This window comes from Phaeobacter sp. 11ANDIMAR09 (assembly GCF_001294455.1).
Taxonomy (GTDB): domain Bacteria; phylum Pseudomonadota; class Alphaproteobacteria; order Rhodobacterales; family Rhodobacteraceae; genus Pseudophaeobacter.
The window spans coordinates 1-16,850 of the sequence record NZ_LIKT01000020.1 but is presented as its reverse complement, the minus strand read 5'-3'; the positions used below and the strand labels follow the sequence as shown (position 1 = coordinate 16,850).

Here is a 16,850-nt window from a genome sequence, read left to right as displayed (position 1 = left end):
TTTTCCGGCCCCCTTCACCGAAACTCCGGCAAAAAGAGCAAGGCGGGCTTACTTCAAAGCCGCGTCCGTGATGACATGGGTCCAGGCGCCTTCTGGTGCCTTGGTGATCACTGGCGAAGAGCCGCCCTCGAGCAGGGTCTGAACCGTGCGCTCGTAGTCGGCGGGGTCAAGCGCGCCATTGCTGCCCGCGGTCAGTTTAGCCACTTCCCGCATCATGCGCTGCTGGTGGACTTCGGTCTGGGCACCAGAGGCATCGTTTTCCAGAATGATCTCGGCAGCTTCATCGGGGTGTTCTTCGGCGTATTTCCAGCCCTGCATCGAGGCACGCACAAAACGTTCCATCTTGGCAACAAAGGCCGGATCATCGAGGTTCTCTTCAAGAACATAAAGACCATCTTCCAGTGTGGCGACGCCCTGGTCTTCATATTTGAAGGTGATCAGCTCATCCTCGGAAACACCAGAATCGATCACCTGCCAATATTCATTGTAGGTCATGGTCGAAATACAATCCGCCTGACGCTGCAGCAGCGGATCAACGTTAAAGCCCTGTTTCAGCACTTCGACGCCATTGTCGCCCTTGGCTTCAGTGGAAATACCCAGCTTGCTCATCCAGCTCATGAACGGAAACTCATTGCCAAAGAACCACACACCCAGGGTGCGGTTGGCCAGGTCGGCAGGGGAAGCAATACCCGTGTCATTCCAGCAGGTCAGCTGCATGCCCGAGCTCTTGTATGGCTGGGCAATATTGACCAAAGGCAGGCCCTTTTCGCGCGCGGCCAAAGCTGCCGGCATCCATTCAACGGTGACATCAGCACCGCCGCCTGCGATCACCTGGGTAGGGGCAATATCCGGGCCGCCCGGCAGGATGGTGACATTCAGATCCTCGGCCTCGTAAAAGCCTTTGTCCAGTGCAACATAGTAGCCAGCGAACTGTGCCTGTGTCACCCATTTCAGCTGCAGCTTCACGTCATCCGCAGCCTGGGCCGCGCCGACAGATGCAAACGCCAGACCGGCGGCTGTCAAAATGTGTTTCATGAGATCGTTCTCCCGTTGGTTATGATAAAAGCTTGCGCGAATTTGACCCTTCGATCAAATATTTTTCTTGCGTTTTTATCAGGCATTCAGCGCCTTTGCGCAGCTATTGGGCGCTAATTTTGGGTCTGTGATTGATTTTTCACCACTCTTTCAGACCCTTCCCCAGAGCGCCCCTCTGGGGGCCTCCAGCGCGCAACCAAGCCACGCGCTGGAGGAATTGGTTACCCCCGTTGCGAGGGATGCCAGAAAGTCAGGCTTTTCTCGATCAGGGCAATGGCCCCGTAGAAAAACGACCCCGCCAAGGCCGCCATGACAATCTCGGCCCAGACCATATCCAGAGCCAGCTGCCCCACGCTGGTCGAAATCCGAAAGCCCATGCCCACGGTGGGGGAGCCAAAGAACTCGGCCACAATCGCTCCCACCAGCGCCAGGGTGGTGGAAATTTTCAAGCCATTAAAGATAAAGGGCAAAGCCGCTGGCAGGCGCAGTTTGAAAAAGCTCTGCCAATAGCTGGCCGCATAGGTCTGCATCAGATCCCGCTGCATGGCAGAGGTTTCACGCAGGCCAGCCACCGTGTTCACCAGCATCGGAAAGAACACCATGACCACCACCACAGCCGCCTTGGATTGCCAATCAAAGCCAAACCACATCACCAGAATTGGCGCAGTCCCCACAATCGGCAGGGCAGCCACAAAATTGCCCACCGGCAACAACCCACGGCGCAGAAAATCACTGCGATCCACCGCTACAGCCATCAGTAAGGCGGCCCCACAGCCCATCACATAGCCAGACAGGGCGCCCTTAAGAAAGGTCTGCGACAGATCCTTCCACAGGATCGGCAGCGAGGACGCAAAACGTTCCGCAATCAGGCTCGGCGCGGGCAGAATCACAATCGACACCTCCAGCCCCCGCACCAACAGCTCCCAGACCACCAGAACGGTCACGCCAAAAATCACCGGCACCAGCAGCTTCACCGCACGGGTGCCCGCCTTTGGCCCATTGGCAAGACGACTGTTCAGCCACCAGCCAAAACACCAAACCACAAGGGCAAGCAAAACCATCGTCATCTGTTGCCCCTCTCTGCGCATACCAGCTTCGCATCCAGGCAGAACCTGGATTTCATTTGGCCCAAAATATCCCGGGGGAGCCGCATGTCTGCGGCGGGGGCAGCGCCCCCTTTATACAGTTGCATCATGACGCCATCCCCATGCGTTTCAGCACATTTTTCTCAATGACTTCCAACAGCGCTACCAATAGCCCCGCCAAGATGGCAGCCGCAAACAGCGCCGACCAGATCTGCACCGTCTGGCCATAATAGCTCCCAGCCAATAGACGCGCGCCAAGTCCGGCAACCGCCCCCGTCGGCAGCTCACCAACGATGGCCCCCAGCAAAGACGCTGCAATCCCGATTTTCAGTGAGGTAAAGAGATAGGGCATCGACGACGGCAGTCGCAGCTTCCAGAATCCCTGGCTGGTATTGGCGCTATAGGTCTTCAGCAGATCCAGCTGCATTGCATCGGGGCTGCGCAGCCCCTTCACCATGCCAACCACCACAGGGAAAAAGCTCAGATAAGCCGAAATAATCGCCTTGGGCAGGATCCCCTGTACCCCGATTGAGTAAAGCACCACGATGATCATCGGCGCCAGCGCAATGATTGGGATGGTCTGGCTGACGATGGCCCAGGGCATCACCGACATATCCATGACCTTTGAATGCACGATCCCCACGGCCAGCAAAATGCCCAGCCCCGTACCGATGACAAAGCCCAGCAGGGTCGCATTCAGTGTCACCTGTGCATGATAGACCAGCGAGCGTTTCGAGGTGACCTTCTTCATCACTGTGGTCTTCCACAGCTCAGAGATCACCTGATGCGGCGCGGGTAGGCGCGGACGATCCTGTTCCCAGGTCTGCGCGATGGCAAAGGTATTGCCAGCAACCAGCCCAAAACTCCCCATGTCACGCCGCACTTTTGAGGTCGCAGGCATGACTTCAGCGCCACCACGCTCGGCTGCATCCAACACGCCTTTGATGTTCATCGGCACACAGGCCGCATACCAAAAGGCCACAATGGCCGCGAGAACAGTAAGAACAGCGAAAAAACTTTTCATAGTTCGCCCTCATTCTGAACGACGCGCCTAACCAGAACATATCGCCTTATCACCACATAGAGGCTACCGACCGCCAATAGCGGGATAGACACGAAAAAGAACAGCGAACCAAAGCTCCAAATGGGTTCCAGCTTCGCCGATTGAACGTTGGAATAGACAAAAAAGAGCATCGACCAGAACAAAACGAAACCAATTAGCTTCGCAACAAAAGCCCGAACAATTCTTTTTTCATCCCTCAGGTTCGCGTTCTCAATCATCGGCATGCCCTGCCCGCAGGCCCTCGCGCACGCGGTGGGCAATATCGATGAACTCCTGGCTGTCGCGAATATCCAGCGGGCGCTCGCGCGGCAGGGTGCTCTCGATCACATCGGTGATCCGACCGGGACGCGGCGACATCACCACGATCTTGGTCGACAGATAGACCGCCTCCGGGATTGAGTGGGTCACAAAGCCAATGGTCTTATTGGTGCGCGCCCAGAGCTTCAACAGCTGCTCATTCAGGTGATCGCGCACGATCTCATCCAGGGCCCCAAAGGGTTCATCCATCAACAGGATATCCGCGTCAAAGGCCAGGGCGCGGGCAATACTGGCCCGCTGCTGCATGCCGCCTGAGAGCTGCCAGGGATACTTGCCGCCAAAGCCCGCAAGCTCCACCAGTTCCAGCACCTGCTCGACCCGTTTGTCCTGCTCGGCCTTGGAATAGCCCATGATTTCCAGCGGCAGCTTGATATTCTTGGCAATGGTCCGCCAGGGATAGAGCCCCGCCGCCTGAAACACATAGCCATAGGCGCGCTTCTTGCGGGCCTCATCCGGGCTCATGCCATTCACCGTGATCGAGCCACCGGTAGGATGCTCCAGCGCCGCCATCACCCGCAGGAAAGTGGTCTTGCCACAGCCCGATGGGCCGATGAAAGAAACAAAATCCCCCTTATTGATGGTGAGATTCACATCCTTCAGCGCCTGCACCGGCCCGTCATTGGTGGGAAAAACCAGATCCAGATTTTTTGCTTCGACGACGGCCTCGGGGGCACCGGATTGGGCCGTGGCCTGGGTAGTCGTTTGAGTATTCATGTCTTCGCCTTATTCAGACTATGAGCGGGCCGCACGCGGGGTTTCCACCGGCGCAGCCCTGCTCCTTGATGTCACACCGATGTTTAAACGCCAGTGGCAGGAATGCCAGAGCGTTCCACAGGACGTGGGGCCGTCAGCTCTTTCCAGGTCGACAGCGCCTTGTTCACGGTTGCATTGGCTTCGCGTTCCACAAAACGGCCATGGCCTTCCTGGGTGCGGATTTCGCCGTCATGTACAGCCACATGACCCCGCGTCAAGGTAAAGCGTGGCAGGCCTTTGACCTCATGGCCTTCAAAGACGTTGTAATCAATGGCCGATTGCTGGGTGCTGGCGGCAATGGTTTTGGACTTTTCCGGATCCCAAACCACCAGATCCGCATCGGCTCCCACCAGGACCGCACCCTTTTTAGGATAGCAGTTCAGGATCTTGGCGATATTGGTCGAGGTCACAGCGACAAATTCATTTGGCGTGATCCGCCCCGTGGCAACCCCTTGGGTCCAAAGCATCGGCATCCGGTCTTCCAACCCGCCGGTGCCGTTGGGGATCTTAGTGAAATCCCCTACCCCATACCGTTTCTGTTCTGTCGAGAAGGCGCAGTGATCCGTTGCCACCACCGAGAGCGATCCCGACTGCAAACCAGCCCAAAGACTGTCCTGATGCTGTTTGTTGCGGAAGGGCGGTGACATAACCCGGCGCGCCGCATGGTCCCAATCCGGGTTGAAATATTCGCTCTCATCCAGCGTCAGATGCTGAATCAGCGGCTCGCCCCAGACGCGTTTGCCCTGCATCCGGGCGCGGCGAATAGCCTCGTGGCTGTCCTCACAGGAGGTATGCACCACATAGAGCGGCACCCCGGCCATATCAGCAATCATGATGGCGCGATTGGTGGCCTCGCCTTCCACCTGGGGAGGCCGCGAATAGGCATGGGCCTCTGGGCCAGTATTGCCCTCCGCCAGCAATTTGGCCGACAGTTCCGCAACCACATCGCCGTTTTCCGCGTGAACCATGGCAATGCCACCCAGTTCCGCCAGACGCTGAAAACTAGAGTACATCTCATCATCATTGACCATCAAAGCGCCCTTATAGGCCATGAAGTGCTTGAAGGTATTGATACCACGGGTCTCGATCACGGTCTTCATATCGTCAAAGACCTGCTCGCCCCACCAGGTCACCGCCATATGGAAGGAATAGTCACAATTGGCCCGGGTTGATTTGTTGTCCCAGCGCTTCAGCGCATCCAGCAGGCTTTCCCCTGGATTGGGCAGCGCAAAATCCACCACCATGGTGGTGCCCCCCGCCAGACCCGCACGGGTGCCGCTTTCAAAATCATCTGTCGAATAGGTCCCCATAAAGGGCATCTCCAGATGGGTATGCGGATCAATCCCGCCCGGCATGACGTAGCAGCCGGTGGCATCGAGCTCCTCATCGCCTTTCAGGTTCGGCCCAATCGCGGTGATCACGCCATTTTCAATCAAAACATCCGATTTATAGGTCAGATCCGCGGTGACGATCGTCCCGTTCTTGATAACTTTGCTCATGGTAAAACTCCCTGTCTCGGGCGCAGAACGCACCCCTTATCTGGTTTTGGGACCAGCTCCCTGTTCACTTGACCCAGGCTTCAAAAGGCCCTGGTTTGGCTTGGTTTTTTCAGCCGACCCTGGTTTCATTTGGCCAAAAATATCCCGGGGGAGCGGCCCCTTAGGGCCGCGGGGGCAGCGCCCCCAGTTGGGTCAGGACACGATCTCGGCTGTCTCAACGACCGCATGGAACAACACATTGCCCCCGGCTTCCGCCCAGTCCTTGCTGATCTCTTCCGCTTCATTATGGCTCAACCCATCAACACAGGGGCACATGATCATCGCCGTTGGCGCAACCCGGTTGATCCAGCAGGCGTCATGCCCGGCACCGGAAATGATATCGAGATGTGAATACCCCAGACGATCTGCCGCACTGCGGACAGCCGTAACACAGGTCTCGTCAAACTTCACCGGATCAAAACCGCCAACCTTCTCAAATGCGATCTCAACGCCCATCGCCTCGGCAATCGCAGAGCCCTCATCATGCAGACGCTGTTCCATATCCTGAATGACCGCCAGTTCGGGCGAGCGGAAATCGACAGTAAAGACCACCTTGCCGGGGATCACATTGCGCGAGTTGGGGTAAACATCGATATGGCCCGCAGCCCCAACCGCACTGGGGGCGTGGGACCAGGCTATTTCGTCCACGGCCTGCAAAACCCGCGCCATAGCCAACCCGGCATTTCGGCGCATCGGCATCGGGGTCGACCCGGTATGGGCATCTTTTCCCGTGATGGTCACCTGGGTCCAGCTCAATCCCTGACCATGGGTAACAACGCCAATATCCTTACCCTCGGCCTCCAGGATCGGCCCCTGTTCAATATGCAGCTCAAAAAAGGCATGCATCTTGCGCGCGCCAACCTCTTCGTCACCCCGCCAGCCAATGCGCTTCAGTTCATCGCCAAACTTCTTGCCCTCGGCATCCTCGATCTCATAGGCCCAGTCCTGGGTGTGAATACCTGCAAAAACCCCCGAAGAGAGCATGGCCGGCGCATAGCGCGTGCCTTCTTCATTGGTGAAATTGGTCGCCACAATGGGGTGTTTGGTCTTGATCCCCAAATCATTCAGAGAGCGGATCAGCTCAAGCCCGGCCAAAACCCCAAGCACCCCGTCGTACTTGCCACCCGTGGGCTGGGTGTCCAGATGCGAGCCCACATAGACCGGCAGCGCCTCCGGATCGGTGCCTTCGCGCCGGGCAAACATATTGCCCATCTGATCCAAGCCCATGGTGCAACCGGCCTCTTCGCACCATTTCTGAAACAGGGCGCGCCCCTCGGCGTCTTCATCGGTCAAAGTCTGGCGGTTGTTGCCCCCTGCGACACCGGGGCCAATCTTGGCCATCTCCATCAGGCTCTCCCAGAGCCGATCGCCGTTGATTTTTAGATTCTGTCCCAAAGACGTCATCGCAGCTTCCTTCCTGTTCCCCCCGCTGATCTTGCGGGTTATTCTTGGCTTGGCACCAATTGGTGGCTTTGAAGCGTTGGTCTGGATCCAGGGAGCTGGATTTGACCAACTGGTCAAACTCACGCTATCACGGGTTCCGCACCAGTCAAGAAATTGAGTCATATTGACTCACAAATCCCCTTAAATTAGGGGCGAAACGCGCAAATTGCGGGCAATTGCCCCGCACAAATGGCCAGCAAGGATCGCTTATCCACAATGCCCAAGGACCGATCACCAACCCGCATCCAGAAAAAGAATCGCGCCACCATTTTGGAGGCCGCACTTGAGGTCTTTTCGGCCCATGGTTTTCGCGGCGCAACCGTCGATCAAATTGCAACCCAGGCAGGTTTATCCAAGCCCAATCTGCTCTATTACTTCCCCTCAAAAGAGGCGATGTTCACCGCCCTTTTGTCGGAGTTGCTGGACACCTGGCTGGACCCGATGCGGGAAATCAATCCAGAGGGAGAGCCGCTGGAGGAGATCCTCGCCTATGTGCAGCGCAAGCTGCAAATGAGCCGGGATTTGCCACGCGAAAGCCGATTGTTTGCCAATGAAATCGTACAGGGGGCCCCGCGGATGCTAGAGGCGCTTTCGACGGATCTGCGGGATCTGTTGGAGGAAAAATCCGCCGTGCTCGAAAGCTGGATGGCAGCTGGAAAAATCAACCAGACCCACCCAAAACACCTGATGTTTTCGATCTGGGCCCTGACCCAGCACTATGCAGATTTTGATGTTCAGGTACGCATGCTGATGGGAACAGAGGATCCCTTCGATGCTGCACCCGAGTTCCTAGAAACCTTTTATCGTCGGATGCTTACGCCCAAAAGTTAATAGGGATTGACCAAAAAGGCTTCCAAGGCGCAGGCAATCATAGGATCACCAAGAAATAGAAAAAGGCAGCGCATAAGCGCTGCCTTTTGCTATTATTAACAATCTATTAAAAGACCAACTTCACTCAGCTGCAGTGGCTGATGGGTTGTTGGGGTGCGTGGTCCAGTTGGCATATTCATCGGAAACCACCTTGCCGGTGCGCTCATCAATTTGACCGGCTGGCACTTCTTCCATGGTGATGCAGCCTTCGATCGGGCAAACATTCACGCAGAGGTTACAGGCCACGCATTCATCATCCTTAACAGTGAAAACCCGGTCGGCGCTCATCTCGATGGCCTGGTGCGAGGTATCTTCGCAGGCAGCAAAGCAACGGCCACAGCTGATGCAGTCTTCCTGGTTGATCTTCGCCTTGGCGATAAAGTTCAGATCCAGATACTGCCAGTCGGTGACATTGGGAACCGCCATGCCGATGAAATCCTGGGTTGAAGTATAGCCCTTTTCATCCATCCAGTTGGAGAGACCTGAGATCATCTCTTTCACAACGTTAAAGCCATAGGTCATTGCCGCGGTGCAGACCTGCACATTGCCGGCGCCGAGCGCCATGAACTCGGCTGCATCTTTCCAGGTGGTGACACCACCAATGGCAGAGATCGGCAGATCATGTGTCTCGGGGCAGCGAGCGATTTCCGCAACCATGTTCATGGCAATCGGCTTTACCGCCGGACCACAATAGCCACCATGGGTCCCCTTGCCGCCAACGGTTGGCTCGGGCGCCATCTGGTCCAGATCCACCGAGACAATCGAGTTGATGGTATTGATCAGGCTGACCGCGTCACCACCGCCATTTTTGGCCGCGCGTGCTGGGAAACGCACGTCGGTGATGTTTGGCGTCAGCTTCACGATCACTGGCTTGGAGTAATATTTTTTGCACCATTCCGTGACCATTTGAATGTATTCAGGCACCTGCCCCACAGCCGCACCCATGCCACGTTCGGCCATACCATGCGGACAGCCAAAGTTCAGCTCGATGCCGTCTGCGCCGGTGGCTTCGACCTTGGGCAGGATGTCCTTCCAGGCCTGTTCCTCGCAGGGCACCATGATCGAAACGATCACCGCACGATCCGGATAGTCCTTTTTCACCCGGGTGATTTCCTCGAGATTGATCTCCAGCGAACGGTCGGTGATCAGCTCGATGTTGTTCAGCCCCAGCAGGCGACGGTCGGCCCCAAAGATCGCGCCATAGCGCGGACCATTGACGTTGACCACAGGGGGGCCTTCGGAGCCCAGGGTCTTCCAGACCACACCACCCCAGCCAGCCTCAAAGGCACGACGTACGTTATATTCTTTGTCCGTTGGCGGCGCCGAGGCCAGCCAGAACGGGTTGGGGGATTTAATGCCTAAGAATTCTGTTGTCAGATCAGCCATTTGTCTGTTCCTTTTCATGCTCGCTTGGGGCTCTCAACCAGTAAGAGCCCCGGCTTGCTCAGCCCATCAGGCTCGCGTGAATGTCCATTGCAGCGTCGCGGCCCTCAGCCACGGCCGTTACGGTGAGATCTTCGCCACCAGAGGCGCAATCCCCCCCGGCCCAGACATTGGCCACCGAAGTGCGCCCCGTGGCATCGACCATGATCTTGCCGCCCTCCAGCTCAACCGCTTCAGGCTGTCCGACCAGGCTTTGGCCGATGGCCTTGTAGACCTGATCCGCCGACAGGCGCGTGGTTTCACCGGTGCCGCGCACCCGGCCCTCTTCGACACTGGTGTATTCCAGTTCGATCTCTGAGGCCGCGCCGGCCCCGTGGATGGCCTTGGGCATCACATTGAACATCAGCTTGACGCCCTTGGAGGCCGCAAGATCCTGCTCGAACCGGCTGGCGCCCATGGCGTCACGCCCACGACGATAGGCAATGGTGACGTTCTCAGCGCCCAGTAGCTTTGACTGAACAGCCGCATCCACAGCCGTCATGCCACCACCGATCACCACGACATTGCGCCCAACGGGCAACGCGCCGAGATCATCAGCCTGGCGCAGGTCTTCGATGAAGTCCACCGCGTCACGCACACCGTCCAGGTCCTCGCCCTCGGCGCGCAGGGCATTCACCCCGGCCAGGCCGATCGACAGAAAGACCGCGTCATACTCCGCCTGCAGCCCGTCCAGTGACAGTTCAGCCCCCAGCTTTTTGCCGTAGTCCATGGTGATACCACCGATTTTCAGCAGCCAGTTCACTTCGCGTGCGGCAAAATTTTCTGTGGATTTATAGGCGGCGATGCCAAATTCATTCAGACCACCGGCCTTTGACTTGGCATCAAAAACCACAACATCATGGCCCAGCATGGCCAGTCGGTGCGCTGCGGACAGACCGGCAGGGCCGGCGCCAACAACCGCAACCTTTTTGCCGGTGCTTGCGGCGCGGCTATAGGGGTGCACGTCCTTGTCCATCACCACATCAGTGGCATAGCGCTGTAGACGCCCGATCTCGACGGGCTTGCCTTCGGCAGCTTCCCGAACGCAGGCCTCTTCACACAGCGTTTCTGTTGGACAGACCCGTGCGCACATGCCGCCCAGGATGTTCTGGTCCAGAATGGTCTTCGCCGCCGAGGACGGATGGCCTGCCTGGATCTCGCGGATGAACTGCGGGATGTCGATGCTGGTAGGGCATGCTGTCATGCAGGGCGCATCATAGCAGAAATAACAACGATCCGCGGCCACTGCGGCTTCATGTGCGTCGTAAGCGGGGTGCAGATCCGCAAAATTGTCGGCGATGTCAGCAGCGGCCAAACGCCCTGTCTGAATCCCTGATGCCTGATGGCTACTCGCCATTGGGTGTCTCCCTGACTGTGTTCTTATTCGACTCAAAGAGTGCCACAGTTTGATTTTTTATCAACTGGTAAAATTTTTAAGATGGCAATTTTTTCCTGAAACCAAACATGAAAACTCCATAGGGCACTGAAAAAATTGAATTATTAAACAAGCTCATTTCTTAGGCGTTTGGTCTTGCAAATCGCATGACCGATAATTTCACGCAACAGGCGCGGAAATTTATTACGCCGCAGTGCAGAATTCACCACCCTCCCCGCCCGGCGTTCCCCCTGTCCTGGCAGCCGACATGCCCGCGTTGACAACGCAAAAAGGCCGGAGCTCTGCCCCCGGCCTTTTGATCCTCATGGTATTTTTGATCGGCGGCTTAGCTGGGCAGGACAGCCGTAGCTTCGATCTCAATCTTGGCCTCATCCTCGACCAGCGCCGAGACAACAACCATGGTCATCGCAGGAAAATGATACCCCATGACGGCACGATAAGCGGCCCCCACTTCGGCCTGATGCGCCACATATTCCGCCTTGTCGGTCACATACCATGTGAGCCGGGTGATATCGCTCGCCTGGCCCCCTGCAGTCTCGACCACTTCGAGAATGTTGCGCAGAACCTGGCTCATCTGACCAATGAAGCCATGTTCTTCAAAGCGTTGATCTGCATTCCAGCCGATCTGGCCGCCAACAAACAGCAGCTTTCCCTCGGCAACCATGCCATTGGCATAGCCCTTGGCCGGCTTCCATCCTTCGGGATGTACAGAAATGGCGGGCATAGGGCTCTCCTTTGGGTCACTTGCTATCTACAAACTGATCGCTTCTGCAGCTTATGCTGTCATATCAGGCAGATTGGATATATTTCAAGCTTAAAATTTATAACCCTGAAGTAAAATCTCTTTGGGCAAGGCCGCCTGTCGCAGAAGCATCGCCCCAAGAAAACCCAGGCAGGAAGTCAGGACCGGAAGTCCAGCGTCAGCCGTTTGGTCTGCGCAAGACTTTGACAGGTCAGAATATGACCCGCGGCAATATCCCCCTCCGCCAGCGCCATGTGGCTGCGCATATGCACCGCGCCATCGGCCAGTTGGGCGCGACATGCGCCACAGACCCCTGATTGGCAGCTAAACGGCACCGTCAATCCATTGGCGCGGATCGCAGCCAACAGGTTTTGCCCCTCTTGCACCGAGATCTCGTGCTGCCCGTCCTGCAATCGGATGACAGCGCTTGCAGCGCATCCCTGCACCCCATCATCGGCGGGCTGAGCCGCGCCAAAGCTTTCCATGTGGATACGATCTGCGGGCACATCCAGATCATTCAGGCCGGATGACAGATCTCGGTTCATCGCCCCCGGACCGCAGATCCAGTACTGCACATCCTGGGCAACAGGCGGCGTTTGCGTGATGGCGGCCTTGACCGCCTGCGCATCCACGTGGCCCTGTCGCCAGGGCGAAAACCAGCTCCAAAGCGAGGCGGCAGAGAGCGCGTGGCGCAGGGTGAACCGGTCGGGGTGTTGCGTCACCAATTGATCCAGCTCTTTGCGAAACAAGATGGTGTCGGCGGAGCGATTGCCAAAGATCAGATGGGCCACAGATTCGGGTTCATCCGTCAGGACAGCCTGGACCATTGCAAAGAGCGGCGTGATGCCACTGCCGGCGCCAAAGAAGTAATGGGTCCGGCGTGCATGGCGCCGCGGCTCCAGGGCAAAACGGCCGATGGGCGGCGCCACCTCGATCCGGTCCCCTACGGACAGGGCATCGGCGATATGGTTCGAGACCAGCCCGCCGCTTTCGCGCTTTACCGTGATCCGCAACGGCGCGCCCGGTGGGTTTGACACAGTATAGCTGCGGCGCTGCTCCTGAGCTTCCAGGACAAAACGCAGGGTCACATGCTGCCCCGCATGCCAGGCAAAACGGTCGATCAGGTCAGCGGGAAGTTCAAAAGTGACGCTGGTGGCCCCGCCACCAATTTCAGCGTTCAGCTCTGCAACCCTCAAACTGTGAAATTCAAACATCACCTGCCCCCATTTGTCGGGCCTGCAGATCCATAAAGTCCAAAACCGCCCGCTGATGGCGGGTGATAGGGCTTTCCCCTGTGGCGGCAGGGCCGATTTCCAGATAGGGGCTGGCCAGGGATTTTTGCTGCTGTTCGCAGGCATAGACATCCTCCGCGGTGAAATCCCCCGAGGCCATCGGATCCTCTTTCCCCGCAACATCTTCGCCGCTGTATTTTGGCCCGCCAAAGCTCTTCCAGAACCCGGAGCTGAGCCATTCCTGCTTGCTGAATTCCCAAGCAGAGGCATCGGCCAGCTTGGTGCGGTTCTCAACCCGGGTGAGCTCGGGGCCAAGCGGCGTTAGGATAAAGATGTTCCAACTGTCTTCGCTGGCCCCGATCCCGGTGCCTGGAAACAACATGGGCACCCAGGCGCCGACATGCGGCTTTGGGATCACCCGAGGGCTCGGCAGGTTTTGTTCCAGATCCTTAGCATATCCCGGCGCAGGGGGCTCCCAGAAGTGATAGTGCGGCCCCTTCCAGCCGTATTCAGCCCGGGCATGATCATACATATGCAGCGTGTTCGAATGCAGGTGGCTCAGGTGGTAGACGTCGATATAGTTTTCCACCACTATCTTCCAGTTGGCCTTGATCTCATAGCTCTGCCGAGCCTCGGGGTATTCCACCAGCTTGGCAGGGTCATGCGGTCCCAGCAGCGGCTCCACCGCGCCAAACCATTCCACCAGCGAAGGCGCATCGGGTTCAGGATGAACAAAAAGCATGCCGCGCCAGATATCGACGCTGGCAGGCTTCAGCCCCAGACAGGACTTGTCCAATCCGCCTGGGTATTCGGTCTCCTCATCGGGGACCGAGATCAGGTTGCCTTCCAGATCATAGGTCCAGTCATGATAGGGGCAGGTCAGCGCCTTTTGCGTCTTGCCAACCGCCCGGATCAGCTGAGTGCCGCGATGGCGACAGATATTGTGAAAGGCCCGCAGCCGGTGGTCACGCCCCATGACAATAAAGATATTGTTCACCCCCGCCTGAACCGACAGATAGTGACCGGGTTCAGGCAGATCCTCTGCCAGCCCGGCATAGCGCCAACTGCGGGAAAAAATGAGGCGTTGTTCCCGGTCGAACCAATCCTGCGTGGTATAGGCTTCAACGGGCAAATGGTGATACATTTTGGACATCTTGAACCTCAGACCAGCCAAAGGGCATATTGGGGAAACAGGCTGGCAGCCACCATCATCAGGCCAAACAAAGCCCAGAGGATCACCACAGCCCAAAACAAAATGGGGTCTTCGGCGCGTTTAACGTCAAAGACCAGTGCGGTCTGACCTGCCAAGACTGAAGGCACGGTCCACCACAGGAACAAGAGCCCCCACAACCAATAGGCTTGCAGCAAGGCCGCCAACAGTAGCACTGGCAGGGCCAGGTAGTTGACCACACGTGTCTTACTCATTTCACTCATCCAATTTGTTCCGGCGTTACATCTGATGTCAGGCTAGCGGCCAAAATCAGGGCGGCGTGCCTCATCTCGGCACGCCAGTTTTCCGGCGGGTTCAAAGGCGAGATGGAATCCAGCGTCACATAGGGCGCGACAATCCCCTGGGTGACAGCCCGAATACGCGCCAGCCCGGCCTGCGGCGCAACCCGGTTCAGGGTGGCGGCGATGGTGTCGACAAACTGCGCCAGACTGTCCAGCAGAGGCTCTCGCATGTCGGGGTAATCGGCCACAGCCACGGTCAGCGCCTGCCAGGCCAGCATGAGGCGCGGATCACTTGCCGGATCCTCCTGATAGAGATAGGCAACCAGATCTTGGGGGGTTTCCACAGCGGTGAGCTCGCCCTGCACAAATGCCGTCAAAGCCGCATATTCTGCAACCACATGGGTGGCCAGAGCCGCAATCATCTCATCCTTATTGCCAAGGTAGTGGCGCAACAGCGGGCGTTTGACACCGGCCTGCGTGGCAATGCGTTCCTGGGTGGCTCCGTCCAGACCATAGCGGGCGACACAGGTCAGGTAGGCATCCAGAATTTGTTCCGATCTTTGATCCTTCAGGCTGGGGCGGGGCATGGCGACTCCATTTATTGTCACTTATGACAAATAACCCCTCTCGGTATTTTGTCAATAGTGACAGCAAACCTCTGTCCGCCCCATCCATCCGGCTCTTAGCCAAGGGGCTGCCGTAAAGAAAGCACTGGAACGCCGCCATGCAGGACATAGCGAGACACCGGTGCCATCACGCGGATCAAGATTTTGGAGAACGTTTTGAGAAACCCTCGAGAGAGAGAGAGAGAGCAAAATATGCGCCACCACCTGGGTGCAATTTCCCAGGTACAATGAAACCCTCGCCCCAAGGGCGCTTGCCCCGCTGGGGCGAACACTCAAAGGCAGGTGTAAAAGGCTCCTGGGCTATGGCCCTGCGCATGCAAGGCCCACCCCCGCAATGGATCGGGAATGTATGGTCTCCGCCCCATCTGCCCAGACAAACAGCAGGAGCGGAGATAGGATTTCAAGTCGCGCCAACCAGAGGCTGGCGCCTTTGGCCTTAGGTCATGCCCAGGGCTTCTTTGATACATGTTCTGCATTGTCGCTTAGATGTACCTATACTGGCTTTCTTGACTACTAAACGCCTTTAGAACCGACTAGACGTGCTACCCTGTAAATCGAAGGTTGGCTTGAGAATGCATGGTTGGCATCATGCTGGCAAATCCAGCGCTGACGCAAAGCATTGATCTCTCATCAGTAAAGAACTTGCTGCAAGGCATCGTCGACACGATCACCGCCCCCTTGGGAATCGTGATCGACACGCTGGCCCTGATCGGCGTGTTCCTGTCCTGGCTCTCTGGCATTCTGGATTGTCGCCAAGCGCTTTGGGTGCTCCTGGCCATCGCTGGCATCGCAACCGCACCCACCATTGTCGCCGCCATCTGGAGTACGTGACACACAATGACCGTACCAACCCTTCCCTTCCTTAGCTTGATCCACCCGCCGAAGCTCATCGGCTTGCCGATCATGTACGCAATGGTCTGGCTCTTCGGATCTGTGCTGGTGTTTTTGTGACTGCAAAGCTGGCCTGTCATCATTCTTGCAGGCCTCGCCTATCCGGCTCTTTGGAAAGCGGCAGATTGGGATCCAGCCTTTCTAGAGGCGGTTTTGGTCACCGTTCAGGAAACGCCGCCAACATCCAATCGCAATATCCATAGAGGGAGCAGCTATGCCCCGTGATGAGACGACCTCCCTGCCCGATTGGGCCCGTCGGGAACGCCCAATGGCCAGCATGCTGCCCTATGTATCGCTAGTGGATGACGTGACAGTCCGCACGCGCGGCAACGAATTGTTCCAATGCATCCGGCTAGTCATTGCTGAGGTCCTTTTTGTTCTCTATTTCGATGAAAAATTAGGGGATCAGGGGCCAAGGATCAGGATCAAGCGCAAATGCGGAGGGTCCGCCCCAGGTGGAAACCGTATTTGCGCTTGAAGGTGTTTGACGTCAGCGCCTATGGGTCCAAATAGCTGTATTTGATGCCCATCTGGCGATCATAGCGGGCCACCACCAGGGCTCTTCCCTCTGTCGTCTTTGTGATCATGCAATCTACGGCTTCTATGGCCGACGCCATCGCTTCAGTCCATCATGGGAAAGGCCCCCCATGGGGCGTTTGTGTTCTATTTCGACCCATAGCCATCAGTTTGTCTGTCCTGCACATGGCAGTAACCGCAAAAAGGCTCAGAACGTTTCCCCTGCCGCACAATGTCTCCCTGGTGTCCGCAGAGGCAGCAGGTGATGGCCGAGAGGTTTTCTAGCCGCTCGACATAGGGCTCAACCCAGTCGAAATACCAATGCCAGCCGATGGATGCCTCGCCAACACGCGTGGTTTTGACATCAGAGATCTGCAGGTGTCCTGGGGGCGACTTTGCAAATTCTGGATCTGCTTCAACGCTCCGCAGAAACTGATCCAGAATTATAGACCAACCAGGCCCGATAAC

General features: G+C 57.1%; 17 protein-coding genes and 1 pseudogene. 3 read left to right on the top strand and 15 right to left on the bottom strand.

What is annotated here, in order from left to right:
* Positions 1 to 48: 48 nt before the first annotated feature.
* The 7 genes from AN476_RS15880 to AN476_RS15850 all read right to left on the bottom strand — a co-directional run bounded on the left by AN476_RS15880 (position 49) and on the right by AN476_RS15850 (position 7,196).
* On the bottom strand, positions 49 to 1,035 hold the full coding sequence (locus AN476_RS15880) for an ABC transporter substrate-binding protein (protein WP_054462583.1): 987 nt from the start codon (positions 1,033 to 1,035) through the stop codon (positions 49 to 51).
* Between the two features lie 221 nt (positions 1,036 to 1,256).
* On the bottom strand, positions 1,257 to 2,102 hold the full coding sequence (locus tag AN476_RS15875; protein ID WP_054462582.1) for an ABC transporter permease: 846 nt from the start codon (positions 2,100 to 2,102) through the stop codon (positions 1,257 to 1,259).
* A 124-nt stretch (positions 2,103 to 2,226) separates the two neighbouring features.
* Positions 2,227 to 3,144 (bottom strand): ABC transporter permease, encoded by a 918-nt coding sequence (locus AN476_RS15870; protein ID WP_054462581.1) that lies wholly within the window; start codon positions 3,142 to 3,144, stop codon positions 2,227 to 2,229.
* Entirely contained in the window at positions 3,141 to 3,401 is a 261-nt protein-coding gene (locus AN476_RS15865) for a hypothetical protein (RefSeq protein WP_054462580.1), read from the bottom strand. The genes AN476_RS15870 and AN476_RS15865 overlap by 4 nt, the downstream gene beginning before the upstream one ends.
* Positions 3,394 to 4,215, bottom strand: a complete 822-nt coding sequence (locus tag AN476_RS15860; RefSeq protein ID WP_054462579.1) for an ABC transporter ATP-binding protein — start codon at positions 4,213 to 4,215, stop codon at positions 3,394 to 3,396. The genes AN476_RS15865 and AN476_RS15860 overlap by 8 nt, the downstream gene beginning before the upstream one ends.
* An 83-nt stretch (positions 4,216 to 4,298) precedes the next feature.
* Positions 4,299 to 5,753, bottom strand: a complete 1,455-nt coding sequence (gene hydA / locus AN476_RS15855) for a dihydropyrimidinase (protein WP_054462578.1) — start codon at positions 5,751 to 5,753, stop codon at positions 4,299 to 4,301.
* Between the two features lie 192 nt (positions 5,754 to 5,945).
* Positions 5,946 to 7,196 (bottom strand): Zn-dependent hydrolase, encoded by a 1,251-nt coding sequence (locus AN476_RS15850; RefSeq protein ID WP_054462577.1) that lies wholly within the window; start codon positions 7,194 to 7,196, stop codon positions 5,946 to 5,948.
* Between the two features lie 255 nt (positions 7,197 to 7,451).
* Between AN476_RS15850 and AN476_RS15845 the strand changes: the two genes are divergently transcribed.
* The gene (locus AN476_RS15845) at positions 7,452 to 8,066 is read left to right on the top strand and encodes a TetR family transcriptional regulator C-terminal domain-containing protein (protein WP_054462648.1); all 615 of its coding nucleotides are present in this window, start codon (positions 7,452 to 7,454) and stop codon (positions 8,064 to 8,066) included.
* A gap of 120 nt (positions 8,067 to 8,186) precedes the next feature.
* Here the strand turns inward: AN476_RS15845 and preA are convergent, their stop codons facing one another.
* The 7 genes from preA to AN476_RS15810 all read right to left on the bottom strand — a co-directional run bounded on the left by preA (position 8,187) and on the right by AN476_RS15810 (position 14,936).
* Positions 8,187 to 9,491, bottom strand: a complete 1,305-nt coding sequence (preA, locus tag AN476_RS15840) for an NAD-dependent dihydropyrimidine dehydrogenase subunit PreA (protein WP_054462576.1) — start codon at positions 9,489 to 9,491, stop codon at positions 8,187 to 8,189.
* A gap of 58 nt (positions 9,492 to 9,549) precedes the next feature.
* On the bottom strand, positions 9,550 to 10,884 hold the full coding sequence (locus tag AN476_RS15835) for an NAD(P)-dependent oxidoreductase (RefSeq protein WP_054462575.1): 1,335 nt from the start codon (positions 10,882 to 10,884) through the stop codon (positions 9,550 to 9,552).
* A 364-nt stretch (positions 10,885 to 11,248) separates the two neighbouring features.
* Positions 11,249 to 11,647, bottom strand: coding sequence for a RidA family protein (locus AN476_RS15830; RefSeq protein ID WP_054462574.1), 399 nt, complete (start codon positions 11,645 to 11,647; stop codon positions 11,249 to 11,251).
* Between the two features lie 176 nt (positions 11,648 to 11,823).
* Complete coding sequence (locus AN476_RS15825; RefSeq protein WP_054462573.1) at positions 11,824 to 12,879, bottom strand: ferredoxin--NADP reductase; 1,056 nt, start codon at positions 12,877 to 12,879, stop codon at positions 11,824 to 11,826.
* On the bottom strand, positions 12,872 to 14,050 hold the full coding sequence (locus AN476_RS15820) for an aromatic ring-hydroxylating dioxygenase subunit alpha (protein WP_054462572.1): 1,179 nt from the start codon (positions 14,048 to 14,050) through the stop codon (positions 12,872 to 12,874). The genes AN476_RS15825 and AN476_RS15820 overlap by 8 nt, the downstream gene beginning before the upstream one ends.
* An 8-nt stretch (positions 14,051 to 14,058) precedes the next feature.
* Positions 14,059 to 14,322 carry a hypothetical protein gene (locus AN476_RS15815; RefSeq protein ID WP_157063779.1) on the bottom strand — a complete coding sequence of 88 codons (264 nt, stop codon included), beginning with the start codon at positions 14,320 to 14,322 and terminating at the stop codon, positions 14,059 to 14,061.
* Positions 14,323 to 14,327: 5 nt separating this feature from the next.
* Entirely contained in the window at positions 14,328 to 14,936 is a 609-nt protein-coding gene (locus AN476_RS15810; RefSeq protein ID WP_054462570.1) for a TetR/AcrR family transcriptional regulator, read from the bottom strand.
* A 615-nt stretch (positions 14,937 to 15,551) separates the two neighbouring features.
* On the opposite strand from AN476_RS15810, the gene AN476_RS15805 reads away from it, so the two are divergent.
* Positions 15,552 to 15,806 (top strand): TrbC/VirB2 family protein, encoded by a 255-nt coding sequence (locus AN476_RS15805; protein WP_054462569.1) that lies wholly within the window; start codon positions 15,552 to 15,554, stop codon positions 15,804 to 15,806.
* Between the two features lie 6 nt (positions 15,807 to 15,812).
* Positions 15,813 to 16,091 (top strand): annotated as a pseudogene (locus AN476_RS23580) (type IV secretion system protein VirB3).
* Positions 16,092 to 16,529: 438 nt separating this feature from the next.
* Here the strand turns inward: AN476_RS23580 and AN476_RS23245 are convergent.
* Positions 16,530 to 16,850 (bottom strand): hypothetical protein (locus AN476_RS23245; RefSeq protein ID WP_216598389.1); only part of this gene is annotated, 321 nt, incomplete at its 5' end.